Source organism: Streptomyces sp. NPDC057302 (assembly GCF_042667685.1).
In the GTDB taxonomy this organism is placed as follows: Bacteria; Actinomycetota; Actinomycetes; order Streptomycetales; family Streptomycetaceae; genus Streptomyces.
The window spans coordinates 108,406-125,748 of the sequence record NZ_JBHUZJ010000002.1 but is presented as its reverse complement, the minus strand read 5'-3'; the positions used below and the strand labels follow the sequence as shown (position 1 = coordinate 125,748).

General features: G+C 72.3%; 15 protein-coding genes. 10 read left to right on the top strand and 5 right to left on the bottom strand.

Annotation, left to right across the window (positions count from 1 at the left end; genetic code table 11):
- The first annotated feature begins 64 nt into the window (after positions 1 to 64).
- The 4 genes from ACFUPX_RS01910 to ACFUPX_RS01895 are packed head-to-tail and all read left to right on the top strand — an operon-like array spanning position 65 to position 3,574.
- Positions 65 to 856: an enoyl-CoA hydratase family protein gene (locus tag ACFUPX_RS01910; protein ID WP_383314183.1), complete on the top strand. Its 792-nt coding sequence runs from the start codon at positions 65 to 67 to the stop codon at positions 854 to 856.
- Complete coding sequence (locus ACFUPX_RS01905; protein WP_383314180.1) at positions 853 to 1,716, top strand: CoA transferase subunit A; 864 nt, start codon at positions 853 to 855, stop codon at positions 1,714 to 1,716. The genes ACFUPX_RS01910 and ACFUPX_RS01905 overlap by 4 nt, the downstream gene beginning before the upstream one ends.
- Positions 1,713 to 2,510 carry a CoA-transferase subunit beta gene (locus ACFUPX_RS01900; RefSeq protein ID WP_383314177.1) on the top strand — a complete coding sequence of 266 codons (798 nt, stop codon included), beginning with the start codon at positions 1,713 to 1,715 and terminating at the stop codon, positions 2,508 to 2,510. The genes ACFUPX_RS01905 and ACFUPX_RS01900 overlap by 4 nt, the downstream gene beginning before the upstream one ends.
- A 17-nt stretch (positions 2,511 to 2,527) precedes the next feature.
- Positions 2,528 to 3,574: an NAD(P)H-dependent flavin oxidoreductase gene (locus ACFUPX_RS01895; protein ID WP_383314844.1), complete on the top strand. Its 1,047-nt coding sequence runs from the start codon at positions 2,528 to 2,530 to the stop codon at positions 3,572 to 3,574.
- A 621-nt stretch (positions 3,575 to 4,195) separates the two neighbouring features.
- Here ACFUPX_RS01895 and ACFUPX_RS01890 read toward each other — a convergent pair.
- From ACFUPX_RS01890 to ACFUPX_RS01875, 4 genes are all read right to left on the bottom strand, one after another.
- Complete coding sequence (locus ACFUPX_RS01890) at positions 4,196 to 6,844, bottom strand: ATP-binding protein (RefSeq protein WP_383314174.1); 2,649 nt, start codon at positions 6,842 to 6,844, stop codon at positions 4,196 to 4,198.
- 129 nt (positions 6,845 to 6,973) lie between these two features.
- Positions 6,974 to 8,131: an acetyl-CoA C-acetyltransferase gene (locus ACFUPX_RS01885; protein ID WP_383314172.1), complete on the bottom strand. Its 1,158-nt coding sequence runs from the start codon at positions 8,129 to 8,131 to the stop codon at positions 6,974 to 6,976.
- Between the two features lie 50 nt (positions 8,132 to 8,181).
- Complete coding sequence (locus ACFUPX_RS01880) at positions 8,182 to 8,835, bottom strand: TetR/AcrR family transcriptional regulator (RefSeq protein WP_383314170.1); 654 nt, start codon at positions 8,833 to 8,835, stop codon at positions 8,182 to 8,184.
- A 15-nt stretch (positions 8,836 to 8,850) separates the two neighbouring features.
- A complete protein-coding gene (locus ACFUPX_RS01875; RefSeq protein ID WP_383314167.1) occupies positions 8,851 to 9,633 on the bottom strand; it encodes an SDR family oxidoreductase in 783 nt (260 codons plus the stop codon).
- A 129-nt stretch (positions 9,634 to 9,762) separates the two neighbouring features.
- Between ACFUPX_RS01875 and ACFUPX_RS01870 the strand changes: the two genes are divergently transcribed.
- The 4 genes from ACFUPX_RS01870 (at position 9,763) to ACFUPX_RS01855 (ending at position 14,545) form a co-directional block, all read left to right on the top strand.
- Positions 9,763 to 10,917 (top strand): acyl-CoA dehydrogenase family protein, encoded by a 1,155-nt coding sequence (locus tag ACFUPX_RS01870; RefSeq protein ID WP_383314164.1) that lies wholly within the window; start codon positions 9,763 to 9,765, stop codon positions 10,915 to 10,917.
- Positions 10,917 to 11,912, top strand: a complete 996-nt coding sequence (locus ACFUPX_RS01865) for an acyl-CoA dehydrogenase family protein (protein ID WP_383314161.1) — start codon at positions 10,917 to 10,919, stop codon at positions 11,910 to 11,912. Before ACFUPX_RS01870 ends, ACFUPX_RS01865 begins: the two co-directional genes overlap by 1 nt.
- 240 nt (positions 11,913 to 12,152) lie before the next feature.
- Positions 12,153 to 13,322 carry an anhydro-N-acetylmuramic acid kinase gene (locus tag ACFUPX_RS01860; RefSeq protein ID WP_383314158.1) on the top strand — a complete coding sequence of 390 codons (1,170 nt, stop codon included), beginning with the start codon at positions 12,153 to 12,155 and terminating at the stop codon, positions 13,320 to 13,322.
- Positions 13,323 to 13,516: 194 nt separating this feature from the next.
- Positions 13,517 to 14,545, top strand: a complete 1,029-nt coding sequence (locus tag ACFUPX_RS01855; RefSeq protein WP_383314155.1) for a DUF2510 domain-containing protein — start codon at positions 13,517 to 13,519, stop codon at positions 14,543 to 14,545.
- Between the two features lie 148 nt (positions 14,546 to 14,693).
- On the opposite strand, the gene ACFUPX_RS01850 is transcribed toward ACFUPX_RS01855, so the two are convergent.
- Entirely contained in the window at positions 14,694 to 15,329 is a 636-nt protein-coding gene (locus tag ACFUPX_RS01850; protein WP_383314152.1) for a TetR/AcrR family transcriptional regulator C-terminal ligand-binding domain-containing protein, read from the bottom strand.
- A 172-nt stretch (positions 15,330 to 15,501) separates the two neighbouring features.
- Here ACFUPX_RS01850 and ACFUPX_RS01845 point away from each other — a divergent pair, with 172 nt between their 5' ends.
- Positions 15,502 to 16,314, top strand: coding sequence for a phosphatase PAP2 family protein (locus ACFUPX_RS01845; protein ID WP_383314149.1), 813 nt, complete (start codon positions 15,502 to 15,504; stop codon positions 16,312 to 16,314).
- Positions 16,311 to 17,288, top strand: a complete 978-nt coding sequence (locus ACFUPX_RS01840) for a DMT family transporter (RefSeq protein WP_383314146.1) — start codon at positions 16,311 to 16,313, stop codon at positions 17,286 to 17,288. Before ACFUPX_RS01845 ends, ACFUPX_RS01840 begins: the two co-directional genes overlap by 4 nt.
- Positions 17,289 to 17,343: the final 55 nt, after the last annotated feature.

The following is a 17,343-nucleotide window of genomic DNA, read 5'->3' as shown; positions in this document are numbered from 1 at the left end:
TGCTACCTTCCTAACTAACAAATGTTTGGTTGAAGGGCCTGGTTGAAAGGTAGCGGATCCTCTGATGTCTGTCTCCACCTCCTCCCCGGACAAGGGCGTGGCCGTCGTCACCGTCGACTTCCCGCCCGTCAACGCCCTGCCCGTGCAGGGGTGGTTCGACCTGGCGGACGCGGTGCGCGCGGCGGGCCGCGATCCCGCGACACGCTGTGTCGTCCTGGCCTCCGAGGGCCGCGGTTTCAACGCGGGCGTGGACATCAAGGAGATGCAGCGCGACAGCGGCCACAGCGCGCTGATAGGCGCCAACCGCGGGTGTTACGAAGCGTTTTCGGCGGTCTATGAGTGCGAGGTGCCCGTCGTGGCCGCGGTGCACGGCTTCTGCCTGGGCGGCGGCATAGGCCTGGTGGGCAACGCGGACGCGATCGTGGCGAGCGAGGACGCGACCTTCGGCCTGCCCGAGCTGGACCGGGGCGCGCTCGGCGCCGCGACCCATCTCTCCCGCCTGGTCCCGCAGCACCTGATGCGCGCCCTGTACTACACCTCGCGGACGGCCACCGCGGCCGAACTGCACGCGCACGGCTCCGTGTGGCGGGTCGTGCCGCGCGCGGAACTGCGGGAAGCGGCCCTTGGCTTGGCGCGCGAGATCGCCCGGAAGGACGGGACCCTGCTGCGGTTCGCCAAGGCCGCGATCAACGGCATCGACCCCGTCGACGTGCACCGCAGCTACCGCTTCGAGCAGGGCTTCACCTTCGAGGCGAACCTGAGCGGCCTGGCCGACCGGATCCGCGAGGACTTCGGGACGGCCGCAAAGACGAGCTCCGGAACAGACACCGGCAAGAAGCAGGAGGGCAGGGCATGACCGACAAGACCATGACGCCCGACGCGATCGTGGGGCGGCTCCGGAGCGGGATGACGCTCGGCATCGGCGGCTGGGGCTCGCGCCGCAAACCCATGGCGCTGGTGCGGGCCCTGCTGCGGTCCGGGATCACGGACCTCACCGTCGTTTCGTACGGCGGCCCGGACGTCGGCCTGCTCGCCGCGGCGGGGAAGATCCGCAAGCTGGTCACGGCGTTCGTGACCCTCGACTCGATCCCCCTGGAGCCGCACTTCCGCGCGGCACGCGAGCGTGGCGCCTTCGAACTGGTCGAGCTGGACGAGGCGATGCTCCTGCAGGGGCTGACGGCCGGCGCCCACCGCCTGCCGTTCCTGCCGATCCGCGCGGGCCTCGGCTCGGACGTCCTGCGGGTCAACCCCCAGCTGCGTACGGTCACTTCGCCGTACGAGGACGGGGAGGAGCTCGTCGCGGTGCCCGCCCTGCGGATGGACGCGGCGCTGGTCCACCTGAACCGCGCCGACCGCCTGGGCAACGCCCAGTATCTGGGCCCCGATCCGTACTTCGACGACCTGTTCTGCGAAGCGGCCGACACGGCGTACGTGTCGTGCGAGCGGATCGTCGAGTCGAGCGAGCTCACCGGGCAGGCGGCGCCGCAGACGATGCTGGTTTCCCGGCACGCGGTGACGGGCGTGGCCGAGACGCCCAAGGGCGCGCACTTCACCTCATGCGTGCCGGACTACGAACGCGACGAGCCCTTCCAGAAGGCCTACGCCACCGCCGCGGGCGACCCGGACGCCTGGAAGGAATTCGAGGACCGCTTCCTTTCCGGCACCGAGCAGGACTACCGAGCGGCCGTCCAGACCTGGCACAAGGAGCAGCGATGACGCGGAGCGACCCGACGGCGGCGGCGACCGCCCCTGACGTGGGCGCCGTGACCCGCGCCGAGTACTGCGTGATCGCCTGCGCCGAGGCCTGGCGGGACGCCGGTGAGATCCTCGCGTCGCCGATGGGCACGGTCCCGGCGATCGCCGCCCGCCTGGCGAAGCTGACGTTCTCGCCGGACCTGCTGCTCACGGACGGGGAGGCGATGCTGATCGGCGACGTGCCCGCGGTGGGGGCGCCGTCGGCGGTGACGGAGGGCTGGTTGCCGTACCGCAAGCACCTGACGATGGTCATGGGCGGCAGGCGTCACGTGATGATGGGCGCGAGCCAGATCGACCGCTTCGGGAACCAGAACATCTCCTGCATCGGCGACTGGCAGCGGCCCAAGCGCCAGCTCCTCGGTGTCCGCGGAGCGCCCGTCAACACCCTCAACAATCCGGTGAGTTACTGGGTCCCGCGCCACTCGACGCGCGTCTTCGTCGAGAAGGTCGACATGATCAGCGGCGTCGGCTACGACAGCGCGGCGGCGGCCGGTCCCTCCGCCACCCGCTTCCACGATCTGCGCCGGGTCGTCTCGGACCTCGGCGTCTTCGACTTCGGTGCGGCGGATCACGCGATGCGGCTGGTCTCCCTGCATCCGGGCGTGACGGTCGAGCGGGTGCGTGAGGCGACCGGCTTCACCCTCTCGACGCCGGACGACGTGCCGTACACCCGCGAGCCGACCACGGAGGAACTGCGGTTGATCCGGGACGTGGTGGACCCGCGCGGTCTGCGCGAGCGCGAGGTGCGCCCGTGACGTCCGCCCCGCCGGGCATGGAGACGGCTCTGACCAAGCTGGTCGGTGTCCGGTACCCGATCGTGCAGACCGGCATGGGCTGGGTGGCGGGCCCCCGCCTGGTCTCCGCCTCGGCGAACGCGGGCGCCCTCGGCATCCTGGCTTCCGCGACGATGACCGTCGATCAGCTGCGAGCGGCCGTCCGGGAGGTCAAGTCCCGTACGGACGCGCCCTTCGGGGTCAATCTGCGCGCCGACGCGGGCGATGCCCGGGACCGGGTGCGGGTCGTCGTCGACGAGGGCGTGCGGGTGGCGTCCTTCGCCCTCGCCCCCTCGAAGGAGCTGATCGCGGAGCTGAAGGACGCCGGGGTGGTCGTCATCCCGTCCATCGGCGCGCGACGCCATGCCGAGAAGGTCGCGGCGTGGGGCGCGGACGCGGTCGTCGTGCAGGGCGGCGAGGGCGGCGGGCATACCGGCGATGTCGCCACGACCGTGCTGCTGCCGCAGGTCGTGGACGCGGTGGACATTCCGGTGATCGCGGCGGGCGGCTTCTTCGACGGACGGGGGCTGGTCGCCGCGCTCGCCTATGGCGCGGCGGGGGTCGCGATGGGCACGCGGTTCCTCCTCACGTCGGACTCGACGGTGCCGGACGCGGTCAAGGCGCGCTATCTGGCGGCATCGGTCAAGGACGTCACGGTGACGTCGCGGGTGGACGGCCTTCCGCACCGGATGCTGCGGACGGATCTGGTCGCTTCGCTGGAGAAGTCCGGCCGGGCGGCGTCCCTGGCACGGGCGGTGCGGCACGCGGCGGCGTTCCGGAAGATATCGGGGATGGGGTGGGGCGAGATGGTCCGCGACGGCCTTGCGATGCGGCACGGCAAGGGGATGACGTGGAGCCAGGTCCTGCTCGCCGCGAATACGCCGATGATGCTGAAGTCGGCGATGGTGGACGGGCTGCCGGAGGCGGGCGTCATGGCTTCGGGGCAGGTGGCGGGGGTCATCGAGGATCTGCCGTCGTGCGAGGAACTGGTCTCGCGGGTGATGCTGGAGGCAACCGAGGTGGTGAACCGCCTGCGGCAGAACTGACACCCGCCCTCCAGCGGCCTCCCACCGGACCCGCCGCCCTCCACGCCCCCCGGCTCGCGGTCAGGCCCTACGGCTGCGGTGCGCCTGCGGCTGCGGCTGCGGCTGCGGCTGAACTGAGACCCGCCCTCCGGTAGCCTCCCACCGGACCCGCCGCCCTCCACGACCCCCGGCTCGCGGTCAGGGCCTACGGCTGCGGTGCGCCTGCGGCAGAACTGAAACCCGCCCTCCGGTAGCCTCCCACCGGACCCGCCGCCCTCCACGACCCCCGGCTCGCGGTGAAGGCCTACGGCTGCGGTGCGCCTGCGGCAGAACTGAGACCTGCTCTCCAGTGGCCTCCCGCCGGACCCGCCACCGTCCACGATCCCCGGCTCGCGGTCAGGGCCTGCGGCTGCGGTGCGGCTGCGGCAGAACCGAGACCCGCCCTGCTGATGTTCACCTCGGGCTGAGATGGCCGCGGCTGGCAGCTGCGGCGGCCCCGGGGCTGGGCGGGTCCTATCCCGGCCCAGCCCAGAGCCCCCTCGGCGTGGCAGGGCGCACCTGCGGCTGGACCGAGCCGGGCCCGGTGGTCTCTCCCCTACCGGGCACCAGCCCTGCCTGAGACCCCGCTCGGCGGCCCGTGGCTCAGACTCCCGCCACCTCCAAGGACGCCCGCGCCTGGGCGGCCAGGCCTTCCGCCCCGCAGGACTCGGCCAGGGCGAGGCCCCGCGCCAGCTCGTTCGCGGACCCCGCCGCGATCCCGTACTCGACCCGTGCGACCGCGTGTTCATAGGCGCACGGCGATGCCTCCAGGCAGGCGACGGCTCGTGCGTACAGCGCGATCGCACGCTGCCCGCTCTCCAGGGACGCCGCACACCGCAGCGCCTCGCCGATCGCCGTCTCCGTGCCGAAGAACTCCGCCTGGATCCGTGCGTCGGCGACCAGCTCCGCGGCCCGCCGCGGGTCCTCGACGGCGACCGCGCGGGCGAGCTCGTACGCCCAGGGGTTGACGACCGTGTTGTAGCGACCGCGTTCGTTCGCCGTCTTCGCCGCCACCTCCAACTCACTGATTCCCTCGGGACGTTGACCTGCCGCGATCAGCAGGCGGCCCCGCACGGAGTGGATGTCGGGCAGCAGGATCGTGGACGGGTAGGGCGGCGCGATGCCGTACCGGTCGGCGATCTCCTGTGCTTCGTCGGGCCTGCCCCGGGCCAGCAGCGTGTCGATGAGCTTGCACGCGGCGTCCCAGTGCATCGGGAGGCCGCTGCCGACCCGGTCGGTGAGGCGCAGGCTCTCCCGCAGCGAGGCCTCCGCCTCGACGAGACGTCCGCGCCTGCGGTACACCAGACCCAACCAGGCCTTGGCGACGGCCAGATGACCGCCGCTCCAGCCCGCGGCCTCGTAGGCACGGACCCCTTCGGCGAAGACGCTCTCGGCGCGGTCGAGGCGGTCCGTGAAGATGTACGAGCCGCCGAGCATCGTCAGGAGCTCGAAGCCCCACTCCGTGTCGGTCCAGCCGAGCCCCGGCGCGAGCCGGCCATTGACGAGGGAGCGGTCGCAGAGCTCGACGATCTCCTCCGCGTTCTCCCCGCGGGTCATGGCGTCGAAGGCGCGCAGGATCAGCAGGGCGCGCTCGGAGTTGTCGCGTCCCGGCAGCGGTCCGGCGAGCGCGGCGAGGCGCCGCGAACGGCCGGTCGCGTCCTCCTCGCGCGAATAGATGCCCTCCCACATGTAGTGGACGCCCTGCAGACGCATCCGGTCGGACCCCGGCTCGAGCCGGGCGGCCTCGGCGTCCACGACCCGCAGGGCCTCCTCCAACTGGTCGTTGTGGACCAGGGCTTGGGAGAGGCGACAGACGGCGTCCACGTGCAGCCCGCGGTCGAGACCCGGGGTGTGGAGCGCCTCGCGCAGATGGCCGATGGTCGTGACGGGCGAGGTGAGCAGCGTGGCGCAGCCCAGTTCGTAGAGCACGCGCGCATGCGTCTCGGGCAGTGGTGGTTCCCGCAGGGCGCGCTCCAGGCAGCGGCGGGCCGCGTCCGGTGCGCCGACCGCGAGGTGCTCGGCCGCCGCCTGGCGCAGTTGCTTGACCAGCTCGGGGTCGTCGTCCGGATGGACCTCGAGGAGGTGGCGTGAGGCGGCCGCCGCGCCACGGCCCGACAGCGTGACGGCCCAGGCAGCCTGGCCGTGGAACGCGGTGCGGGTGGCGGACGGGATCGAGCGGTAGACGGTGCTGGCGATCAGCGGGTGGACGAACTCCAGGCATTGGTCGGCGCCGAGCAGGATGCGCGCGGTCCGCAGCCGCTCCGCGCACCGCTCGCCCGCCTCGCGGGTCATCCCGGCGAGCGAGGCGGCCAGGTCGAGCGGGATGGATGTGCCGAGGATCGCCGCCGCCCACGCGAACCGCGTGACGTCCGTGCCGAGTCCTTCGAGCCGGGCGACGAGCCCACGTCCGCGCGCCGAACGGTTCAGGGCGCGCAGCTCACCGGCGGAGCTCTCCACGGGGTCGAGCTCGCTGTCCTGCACCTTGGCGAGCAGTTCCACGGATTCGTACGGATTGCCGCCGGTGACCGCCCAGACCTCGCGGCAGAACGGGGCGTCCGCGTGCTCGCCGAGGGTGGCGCGGGTGAGCCCGGCCGCCGCGTCCGGGGTGAGGGCGCGCAGCGGGGGCGTGGTGCGGGCGGCGGCGCCGACCGCCGCGAGGTGGCGGGCGCTCTCGCCGACGGCGTCGTCCGGCCGGTGGGCGACCACCACGAGGACGGGCAGTTCGTCGAGGCGCTGGGCGAACGCGGCCAGCCAGTGCAGCGTCTCCTGGTCGGCCCAGTGCGCGTCGTCGATGAGCAGGACGAGGGGCCAGTGCAGCCCCGACAGACGCGCGACCGCCTCGACCAGACCGTCGCACACACCCTGCGGGTCGGCCTGGAGCCCGGTCGGCTCGGCTATGCCCAGGGCGGGGCCCGCGATCTCGTACCAGTCGCCGAGATACTCCCGTGCCTCTTCGGGCGAGAGGGCGACGAGAGCCGGCTGCAGCAACTGGCGTACGACGTTGAAGGGGACGGAGGTGACGGTCTCGCCGCCCCGCGCGGACCACACCACGGCCCGCCCCTGTGCGATACGGCGCACCTCGGACAGCAGCGCCGTCTTGCCGATGCCCGCCTCGCCCTGGAAGACGAGCAGCCCGCCCGCCGCCGTAGAGTCGGAGCACAGCTCGTCAACGGCCCGCGCCGCTGCCGCGAGTTCCGCATCGCGCTCCCACAGCGGGGCCCAGATGGCACCTCCGGGCCGTCCCTGTGTCATCGCGCTACCTCCCGAGGTCGCTCAATCGACGTACAGACATCGAGACTAGCTGGGGAGAGGGCCTCACGGTGCGGGGTCCGGCCAGCAACTCCCGCAAGGAGTGAGGGACAAGCCCGGAACTGGACGCCGTCAGAGGCGCTCGATGATGGTCACGTTCGCCTGTCCGCCACCTTCGCACATGGTCTGGAGGCCGAACCTGCCGCCCGTGCGCTCCAGTTCGTGCAGCAGGGTCGTCATGAGCTTGACGCCGGTCGCTCCCAGGGGATGGCCGAGAGCTATCGCACCGCCGTTGACGTTCACTTTCTCCGGGTCGGCCGCCGTCTCCTTCAGCCACGCCAGGACGACCGGGGCGAAGGCTTCATTGATCTCGACGAGGTCGATGTCGCCGATGCTCATGCCGCTCTTCTTGAGGGCGTACGCGGTGGCGGGGATCGGCGCGGACAGCATGCGGATCGGATCCTCGCCGCGCACCGAAAGGTGGTGAATTCGGGCGCGGGGCGTCAACCCGTGTTCCCGCACGGCCCGTTCGCTCGCGATGAGGAGCGCGGCGGCTCCGTCCGAGACCTGTGAGGAGCAGGCGGCGGTGATGGTGCCCTCGTCCAGGACGGGCTTGAGGCCTGCCATCTTCTCCAGGGTCGTGTCGCGGCGCGGCCCCTCGTCGGTCGTCACGTCTCCGTGGACGACGAGTTCGCGGTCGAAGCGGCCCTCGTCGATCGCGCGGACGGCCCGCTGGTGCGAGCGGAGGGCGAACTCCTCCATGTCGCGGCGGGATATGCCCCACTTCTCGGCGATCAGCTGGGCGCCGTGGAACTGGTTGACCGGCCGGTCGCCGTAGCGGGCGCGCCAGCCCTCGCTGCCCGCGTACGGCCCTTCGGTGAGGCCGAGCGGCTCGGCGGCCTGCCGGGAGGCGAAGGCGATGGGGATCATCGACATGTTCTGGGTGCCGCCCGCGACGACGAGGTCCTGTGTGCCGGACAGGACGCCCTGCGCCGCGAAGTGCACGGCCTGCTGCGAGGATCCGCACTGCCGGTCGATCGTCACGCCGGGCACCTCTTCGGGGAGGCCGGCCGCCAGCCAGGAGGTGCGGGCGATGTCCCCGGCCTGCGGCCCGACCGTGTCCAGGCAGCCGAAGACGACGTCCTCGACGGCGGCGGGGTCGATCCCGCTGCGCTCGACGAGTGCCTTCAGGACATGGGCTCCCAGGTCGGCGGGGTGGACGGCCGAGAGGCCGCCCTTGCGCCTGCCGACGGGGGTGCGGACCGCTTCGACGATGTAGGCCTCGGCCATGACTGCGTACTCCTCGGTCGGTTGCGGTCGCCGGGGTGACGACGCGCGCTCTACGTGCGTACGGCGATGCCGTCCAGGACCATCGAGAGGTACTGGCGGGCGATCTCCTCGGGGCTGTGGCCTCCCCCGGGGCGGTACCAGGACGCGGCGACCCAGACGGTGTCGCGCACGAAGCGGTAGGCGAGCCGGATGTCCAGGTCGTCGCGGAAGACGTGCTCGGCGACTCCGCGCTCCAGCGTCGTCAGCCACGTCTTCTCGAAGCGCTGCTGCGAGTCGGTCAGGTACTGGAAGCGCGCCTGCGCGACCAGCTGCCTCGACTCCTTCTGGTAGATGGCGACGGCGGCGCGGTGCCTGTCGATCTCCCGGAAGGACTCGGTGACCAGCGCCTCGAGGGTCTCGCGGGGGCCGAGCTGCGACTGGAGCACGGTGTCGTACCCGTCCCACAGCTCGGCGAGGAAGGTCGAGAGGATCTCTTCGAGCATCGACTCCTTGGAGTCGAAGTGGTAGTAGAGACTGCCGGCGAGCATGCCGGCGGCGTCCGCGATCTTGCGGACCGTGGTCGCGTTGTACCCCTGCTCGGCGAAGACGTCGGCCGCGATGGCGAGGAGTTCGCTCCGGCGCTCCGGCGAGGGACTCACCGCGGCCTTCTTCTTCGTGGTGCTGCTCTGCTTCGTCGTGGTGCTGCTCTGCTTCGGTTTCGACACACGGTCATTCTCCGCCTAGGCGTGCTGGTTGCTGACCGAGACCGACTCGCCCGTCATGTACGAGGAGTACTCGCTGGCCAGGAAGACGATCACGTTGGCTATCTCCCAGGGCTCGGCATGCCGTCCGAACGCCTCACGGGCGGTGAGCTCTTCGAGGAGCTCCGGCGAAGTGACCTTCGCGAGGTGCGGGTGCATGGCGAGACTGGGCGACACCGCGTTGATCCGTATGCCGTGGGGCGCGGCCTCGACGGCGGCGCAGCGGGTGAGGGCCATGACGCCCGCTTTCGCCGCCGCGTAGTGCGCCTGGCCGGCCTGGGCGCGCCAGCCGAGCACCGAGGCGTTGTTCACGATCACGCCGCCCCGGTCGGCGGCCCGCATGCGGCGCAGGGCGGCCCTGGTGGAGCGGAACGTGCCGTTCAGTGTCACGTCGATGACTCTGTCCCACTGCTCGTCGGTCATTTCGGTGAGCTCGGCGGTACCACCGAGTCCCGCGTTGTTCACGACGACGTCCAGGCCGCCGTGGCGCTGCTCGGTGAGGTCGAACAGGGCCTGGACCTGGGCTTCGTCCGTGACGTCGCACGGCGTCCCGTCGACCCGGTCGGCGCCGAACTCCCCGGCGAGCGCCTCCACCGTCTCCTTCGTGCGGCGCGGGTGGGCGTCGCCGATGACGATGCGCGCGCCCTCCTCCAGGAAGCGGCGGGCCGTGGCGCCCCCGATGCCGGCTCCGGCCGCCGCGGTGATGACGGCGGTGCGGCCCGCGAGCAGACCGTGCCCCGGCACATACGTGGGTGCGTCCATGCTCGACCCCCTTGGCTCTCGTGCTCGCTCTCGACGACTGGCTCGACCTCAGGGTAATCTACCAAACACTTGTTAGGGAAGAGTGCCGAAGGTTGCCGGGAAAGAACCGACCGAAGAGGTGGGCCACTGATGGACCTCGACTTCACCGCCGGGGAAGGGGAGTTCAGACAGCGGGCGCGCGACTGGCTCGCCGGGCATGTGCCCGCCGGGCCGCTGCCGTCGCTCGAGACCCGGGAGGGGTTCGCGGCCCACCGCGCCTGGGAGGGCGAGCTCGCGGCCGACCGCTGGTCGGTGGTGTCCTGGCCCGGGGAGTACGGCGGGCAGGGCGTCGACATCGTCAAGTGGCTGGTGTTCGAGGAGGAGTACTTCGCGGCGGGCGGCCCAGGCCGCGTCTCGCAGAACGGCATCAACCTCCTCGCCCCGACCCTCTTCGACTTCGGCACCGCCGAGCAGCGCGCACGGATACTGCCCCCGATGGCGAGCGGCGAGGTGATCTGGGCGCAGGCCTGGTCCGAGCCGGATGCGGGCTCGGACCTGGCGTCGCTGCGCTCCACCGCCCGTCGCACGGACGGCGGTTGGCTGATCAGCGGGCAGAAGACCTGGTCGTCGCGGGCCGCGTTCGCCGACCGGGCCTTCGGCCTGTTCCGCAGCGACCCCGCCGTCGACTCCGCCAAGCCGCACCGGGGCCTGACGTATCTGATGTTCCCGCTCGACGCGGACGGGGTGACGGTCCGTCCCATCGGGCGCCTGGACGGCAAACCCGCCTTCGCCGAGCTCTTCCTCGACGACGTCTTCGTACCGGACGAGGACGTGCTCGGCGAGCCGGGCCAGGGCTGGCGGATCGCGATGTCGACGACGGGCAACGAACGGGGTCTGACGCTGCGCTCCCCCGGCCGCTTCGTCGCCGCGGCCGACCGCCTGGTGCGGCAGTGGCGCGCGCACGGAGACCTTGCGGACACCGCGCTGCGCGACCGGGTGGGCGACGCCGTGATCGGGGCCCGTGCCTACCAACTGTTCACCTGGGCCAACGCCTCGCGCTTCGCCGCGGGCGAGACGATCGGCGCCGAGTCGAGCCTGAACAAGGTCTTCTGGTCCGAGTACGACATAGCGCTGCACGAGACCGCCCTGGATCTCCTGGGCGCCCAGGGCGAGTTGGCCGACGGCGGTGAGTGGGCGGAGGGGTACGTCTTCTCGCTCGCCGGGCCGATCTACGCGGGCACCAACGAGATCCAGCGCGACATCATCGCCGAGCGGCTGCTCGGACTGCCGAAGGGACGCCGCTGATGAGGTTCCTGCTCGACGCCGAGCAGCGCGAGTTCGCCCGCTCGCTCGACGCCATGCTGACGGCGGCCGACACTCCGGCGGCGGCGAGGGCGTGGGCCGCCGGGGACCATGCGCCGGGGCGTGCCGTGTGGGGGCGCCTCGCGGATGCGGGCGTGTTCTCGCTGTCCGTCCCCGAGGAGTACGAGGGGTCGGGGCTGCTGCCGGTGGAAGCAGCCGTCGCCTTGGTGGAGTTGGGGCGCCATGCGGTGCCGGGTCCCGCGGTCGAGACCGTGGCGGCGGGCGCGCTGCTGGCCCGGCTCGCCGAACTGGGCGAGGCGGCCCCCGCCAAGCGTTTCCTGCCGCCCCTGGCCTCCGGGGAGGCCATCACGACCCTCGCACTCCCCGAAGGGGGCCCTTTCGCGCTGGACGCGGACGCGGCGGCGCTGCGGCTGACGGCCTCGGGCGGCGAGCTGCGGCTGGCCGCCGGGCACGCGCGCGTGGAGCGGTCGCTGGACCCGGCTCGGCGCCTGGCACGGCTCCGGCCCGGCGGCGAGCTCCTGGCCTCGGGCCCCTCGGTGACGGAGGCCTCGCGGCACGCGGCCGACTGGGCCTCGCTCGCGACGGCCGCGCAGGCCTTGGGGGTCGGGCTCGCGCTACTGGACAAGACGGTGGCGTACGTGAAGCAGCGCACCCAGTTCGGCACGCCGATCGGCGGCTTCCAGGCGGTCAAGCACCGCCTTGCGGACGTCCTGATAGGCCTGGAGTTCGCCCGGCCCCTGCTCTACGGTGCGGCGCTGAGCCTGGAGACGGCGGATGTGGCCGCGGCGAAGGCAGCGGCGGGCGAAGCGGCGTACGGCGCCGCGCGGGCCGCACTGCAACTGCACGGGGCGATCGGCTACACCGCGGAGTACGACCTGTCGCTGTGGCTGACGAAGGCGCGGGCGCTGCGCGGTGCGTGGGGCAGCCCCGGCGAGTGCAGGCGCCTGGTGCTGTCCGGGGTACGGGGGGTCGATTGACGCATGCCCCGGGCGCCTGCCAGAAGCAGGCCGCTCCAGGTGCCGCCGGTTCGGGTGAGGTTCGGGAGGAGGTTCGTGCGCCGAGTCCGCGCGCGTGGGACGGGCGATCCCGTGGCGGACATGGACGAGTCGCCCCTCCCCCTGCCTCAACGGCCTGAACTGGATCGTACGTGCGAGTGCGCGCGCCCTGTCATCGCTGCGATGATCAAACACCCGTGAGGAGAGCGAGAGGGGCAGCACGTGCGCGTAATCGGGCTGATGTCGGGGACTTCGTACGACGCCATCGACGCCGCGGCGGCCGACCTGACGATCGACGGCGACCGGCTGCTGCTCTCCCCGCTGGGTCTCATCACCCGCGGGTACGACGAGGAGCTGCGCAGAGCCCTCGGCGCCGCGCTGCCGCCCGCCGCCACCACGCTGGCGGACGTCTGCCGCCTGGACACCCGCATCGGCCAGGCCTTCGCCGCGGCGGCGGCCGAGGCGGACCGCGAACTGTGCGACGGACGCGCGGAGTTGGTCGCCTCGCACGGGCAGACGGTCTACCACTGGGTGGCGGACGGCCAGGTGCACGGCACGCTGCAGATCGGCCAGCCCGCGTGGATCGCCGAGCGGACGGGGCTTCCGGTGGTCGCCGACTTCCGCCCCCGTGACATCGCCGCCGGCGGCCAGGGCGCCCCCCTGGTCAGCATCGTCGACCGGATGTGGCTGCGCGGCAGGCCCGGCGCCCCGGCCGCGCTGAACCTCGGTGGCATCGCCAACATCACCGCCCCGGACGGCACCGCCTTCGACACGGGCCCCGCCAACGCCCTCATCGACGCCGCCGTGCGCGAACTGACGCGCGAGCGCCTCACCTGCGACCTCGACGGCGAGATGGCCGCGCGCGGCACGGCCGACGAAGGCCTGCTGGCCGTCCTGCTCGGCGAGCCGTACTACGCGCGCCCCGCCCCGAAGACCACCGGCAAGGAGCTCTTCCACCTGCCCTATCTGCGGGCGGCCCTCACCGGGTACGAGGATCTCGCCCCGCAGGACGTCGTCGCCACCCTCACCCGGCTGACCGCCCGCACGGTCGCCGACGCCGTCAGGGCGGTCGGCGCCTCCGAGGTCGTCGCCTCCGGCGGCGGCACCCGCAATCCGACGCTGATGGCGTTCCTGCGGGCCGAGTTGGGGGGAAAGATCCCGGTCCGCACCTCCGACGAGCTCGGCCTTCCGTCCGCCGCGAAGGAGGCGTACGCCTTCGCGGTGCTGGGCTTCCTGACGGCGCACGGACTGCCGGGGACGGTGCCGCAGAGCACGGGGGCCCGGCATGCGAGCGTGCTGGGGTCGATCACTCCGGGGCGGGCGGGGGTGCGGGTGCCCGCGTTCGAGGGCGGCGGGCCGGTGCGGCTGGTGGTGGACGGACAGGAGAGGTGAACAGCCTCCGCGCGTACGGGCGAGCGCCGTGAACTCGCCTCTCCCCCGGCGACGTGAACTCGCCTCTCCCCCGGGCGAATAGAGCGGCCGGATGGAGCGACCCGATGGAGCGGACGAGCGGATCGGCCGAACGGTGACCTCCGTAAAGGCCCCCTCTCATCCCACTTTCACCGAATGCTCATACCCTGACGCCCATGACCCAGGTAACCCCTCCCGGCTGGTACCCCGACCCCGGCCAGACAACTGACGGCCCCCGTACCGAGCGTTGGTGGGACGGGAACGTATGGACGGACCAGGTCCGCGCGGTGGGTTCCGCCACCGCCGGGTGGGGCGGGTCCGCCCCGGCGGCTCCGCCGGCCCATCCGCCCACCACCCCGGCCGGCGCTCCCACCGGCGCCGCCCCGGGCGCGTACCCGGCCTATCCCTCCTACCCGGGAGCCCCCACCGCCCCCCGCCGCGGCCTGCGCATAGGCATAGCCGTGGGTGTGGCCCTCGTGGTCCTGGCCGGGATAGGCGGCGGCGTCTACTTCCTGACCGCCGACGACGGCGGGGACGGCGACAGCGCCTCCAAGACCCCGTCGTCCTCCGCCCCCTCGAAGCCCGGCGCACCCCAGGACCCCCAGGACCCGCAGGACCCCGAGCAGTCCCAGCCGCCCGGCGGCTCCGCCGCGCCGCCGTCCGAGGACGGGTACGCCACCGACATCCTCAGCGGCATCAGCCTTCCCGTACCGGACGGCTGGACCGGCGCGAGCGGCCAGGAGGGCGGCGCCTCGGTGACCACGGGCTCCTACCCCTGCCCCAGGGAGACCGAGAAGACCTGCACCCGCGGCGGCGCGTACTCCGGACCCGCCAAGGGCTTCAAGGTCGACGCCAAGACAGCGGAGGCGGCCGCCAAGGCCGACATCTCCATCAACGCCAAGGAGTCCTACGGCGGCAAGACCTACGGCAAGATCACCTCGCACAAGGAGCTGGAGTCCAAGGCGGTCACCGTGGCCGGCCAGAAGGGCTACCTCGTGCGCTGGAAGGCCGTCACCGAGAAGAGCGACGACGGCTACGTCCAGTCGCTGGCCTTCCCCTCCCCCACCGTGAAGTCCGAGCTCGTCATCGTCCGCTTCGGCATCGACGTCAACGACAAGTCCCCGAAGGTGTCCGTGATGGACGAGATAACCAAGGGGATCAAGGCCGCCGCGGGCGGCGGAGGCGGCAACGGCAAGGAAGTCTGAGCACGCCGGAGCCGGGCGGACGGAACCACGGGGGTTCCGCCCGCCCGGCCACGGGCGGCCACGCCACCCCCGTCCCCACGGTGCGGCGCGGCAGGCAGATCGGAGCCGGTCATCCACCGGGCCCCGGTCCACGATCAGGTGGGTCTTGTCAGACGGGTCGTGTCAGACCCAGCGCGGGCAGCAGGCACGCCTCCACGAAGTCCGAGAGGTACTCCTCGTCCGCGTGCTTGCCCTCCAGGACGGGCCGGGCCCGGACCACGCCCATGAGCTGAGCCGTGATGAACCTCGTGGCCGGATGGTCCGCGGCGATCTCTCCCCGGGCCACTCCCCGCTCGACCAGGTCGTCGAGGGCGCGGGTCTCCGGCTCCACGAGCGCTTCGCGCAGCGCGCTGCGCAGGTCCTCGTCCTGCAGCACCGCGTGGCTCAGCGCCTGGACCAGCATGCTGTCCTGGGTCGACCACTCCCCCGCGGCCCGCGCCGCCTCGCGCAGATCACCGGCGAGCGTGCCGGTGTCGATGCCCGCGAAACGCACGCAGCGGTTGGCGCGCAGCGCCGCCGCGACGAACTGGGGCTTCGTCTTCCACTGGCGGTAGAGCGTGGACTTGCTGCACCGGGTGGTCGAGGCCACGCCCTCCATGGTCACGGCGTCGTACCCGCACTCGCGGAGCTGGTCGAGGACGGCGTCGTAGAACTCCTGCTCACGCTCGGGCGTGATCTTGGAACGGCGCGGCGAGCCCACGGGGTCCGCTGCCGCTGCGTCTGAAGCCTGTTCCGGCGACGTCATGACTCTTCTCCTCGGGTGGGGCGGCTTCCACCGACCCTATCGATACGTCAGTGTACCGGTACGGCTGCGTATCGGTACACTGGCGTATCGGTACACTGGCGTATCGATGAGTAGGGCGCTCTCTCCCACTCACTACCCGCACCACCCAGTCGTCACGTAAAGGGGCCGGGGGATGGAATCCCGAACCGAGCCTGCCGAAAGGGAACCGGACATAGCCGTCCGGGAGCCGGACACATCTGCCCGACCGCCCCTCGTCCGCGAGCTCCTCCTCGTCGTAGGACTCTTTCTCGTCTACAAATTCGGCAGGCAGCTGGCCAACGGCCACACCGGTGAGGCCTTCCGCAACGCCCACCACGTGTGGGACGCCGAGCGCACCCTGCGGCTGCCCGGCGAGGGCGCCGTCCAGGACGCGCTGCTCAGCAGCGACACCCTGGTGCACATCGCGAACACCTACTACGCGACCGTGCACTTCCCGGCCACCGCGCTGTTCCTGATCTGGCTCTATCTGCGCCGGCCCCGGCACTACGTATGGAGCCGCCGGGTGCTCGCCGCGCTGACCGCGGCGGCCCTCGTGCTGCACCTGACCTTCCCGCTCGCGCCGCCCAGGCTCCTGGCCGCGACGGGTCTCGTGGACACCGGGCAGGTGTACGGGCCGACCGTCTACGGCTCCACCCCGCAGACGGACTCGATGGCCAACCAGTTCGCCGCCATGCCGTCACTGCACTTCGGATGGGCCCTGATGCTCGCCGTCGGGCTCATCGCGGCGACCTCGTCGCGGTGGCGGTGGCTGTGGCTGTTGCACCCGCTGATCACGCTGCTCGTGGTGGTCGGGACCGCCAATCACTACTGGCTCGACGCCATCGCGGTGACCGCGCTGCTCGGCATCGCGCTCGCCGTGATCAAGCTGCCGGACCCCGCGCGCTCGTTCGTCGTGCGGCGCCACGCGCCCGCACCCGAGCTCGCCGCCCCGGGGGTGCGACGGTGAACGCCACCCTTGTCGCCGTCGCGCTCTCGCTCGTCTCGGCCGCCGCGTACGCCTGTGCCGCCGTGGCCCAGCAACGCCTCGCCGCCCGCGCCACGGGCACCGGCAGCGGGTTCCTGCGGATGCTCGGCAGTGGAGCGTGGTGGTCGTCCGTCGGGCTCAACGCGTGCGCGGCACTGCTGCACGTGGCGGCCCTGAAGTACGGCCCGCTCACCCTGGTCCAGCCGCTGGGCGCGCTCACCCTGGTCGCCGCGGTGCCGCTGGGCGCGCGGCTCGCGGGGCGGCGGGTCACCCCGCTGGAGTGGCGTGGCACGGGGCTCACGCTGATCGGCCTCAGCGCCCTGCTGCTGACCGCGTCCGGGCCCGCGCCCGACGACTCGCTGACCCTGACGGAGGCGCTGGCCGTCGCGGGCCTCACGATGGCCGTGATCGGCGCGCTGTCCCGTCCGGGCGCGCGGCCTGGGCTGCGTCACGCGACGGCTTCCGGGTTCGCATCGGGCGTCGCGTCCGCGCTCACCCAGACCGTGACGGTCGCCGCGACGGACCGCTCGGGTCCGCTGCTCAGCCCGCAGGTGATCGTCGTGGCGCTGCTGGTCGCCGCGTTCGCCGTGGGCGGCCTCTTCCTCTCGCAGACCGCGTACCGAGGGGGCCTCGGGGCGCCGCTCGCCGTCGTCACCCTGGCCAACCCGGTGGCCGCCGCCGTCATCGGTCTGACGCTGCTCGGGGAGCGGCTCCAGGGAGGCGTGGCCGGGCTGTTCCTCGCGGCAGGGGGCGCGGCGATCGCGGCGTACGGAGTGGTCGTCCTGACACGGTCACCGCGGGACGAGCCGTACGACAAGCCGTATGGCAAGGGGTATGGCAAGGCGCCTTCGGAGCTGACTGCGGACCTGTCTCCGGAGGTGGCCTCGGGCCTGTCGTCGGAGGACTTCCTGCCGTCCATCCCGAGCCAGGCGGAACCAGCGATGCACCTGCCCTAACCCCGTAAACGGCATCGGCGCCCTGCATCGGCGCCCTGAACCCAGGGCGCCGATG

Excerpts from the sequence above, each read along its gene's own strand:
- ACFUPX_RS01910 (WP_383314183.1), top strand. The coding sequence starts at position 65 with ATGTCTGTCTCCACCTCCTCCCCGGACAAGGGCGTGGCCGTCGTCACC.
- ACFUPX_RS01905 (WP_383314180.1), top strand. The coding sequence starts at position 853 with ATGACCGACAAGACCATGACGCCCGACGCGATCGTGGGGCGGCTCCGG.
- ACFUPX_RS01900 (WP_383314177.1), top strand. The coding sequence starts at position 1,713 with ATGACGCGGAGCGACCCGACGGCGGCGGCGACCGCCCCTGACGTGGGC.
- ACFUPX_RS01895 (WP_383314844.1), top strand. The coding sequence starts at position 2,528 with ATGGAGACGGCTCTGACCAAGCTGGTCGGTGTCCGGTACCCGATCGTG.
- ACFUPX_RS01890 (WP_383314174.1), bottom strand. The coding sequence starts at position 6,844 with ATGACACAGGGACGGCCCGGAGGTGCCATCTGGGCCCCGCTGTGGGAG.
- ACFUPX_RS01885 (WP_383314172.1), bottom strand. The coding sequence starts at position 8,131 with ATGGCCGAGGCCTACATCGTCGAAGCGGTCCGCACCCCCGTCGGCAGG.
- ACFUPX_RS01875 (WP_383314167.1), bottom strand. The coding sequence starts at position 9,633 with ATGGACGCACCCACGTATGTGCCGGGGCACGGTCTGCTCGCGGGCCGC.
- ACFUPX_RS01870 (WP_383314164.1), top strand. The coding sequence starts at position 9,763 with ATGGACCTCGACTTCACCGCCGGGGAAGGGGAGTTCAGACAGCGGGCG.
- ACFUPX_RS01865 (WP_383314161.1), top strand. The coding sequence starts at position 10,917 with ATGAGGTTCCTGCTCGACGCCGAGCAGCGCGAGTTCGCCCGCTCGCTC.
- ACFUPX_RS01855 (WP_383314155.1), top strand. The coding sequence starts at position 13,517 with ATGACCCAGGTAACCCCTCCCGGCTGGTACCCCGACCCCGGCCAGACA.
- ACFUPX_RS01850 (WP_383314152.1), bottom strand. The coding sequence starts at position 15,329 with ATGACGTCGCCGGAACAGGCTTCAGACGCAGCGGCAGCGGACCCCGTG.
- ACFUPX_RS01845 (WP_383314149.1), top strand. The coding sequence starts at position 15,502 with ATGGAATCCCGAACCGAGCCTGCCGAAAGGGAACCGGACATAGCCGTC.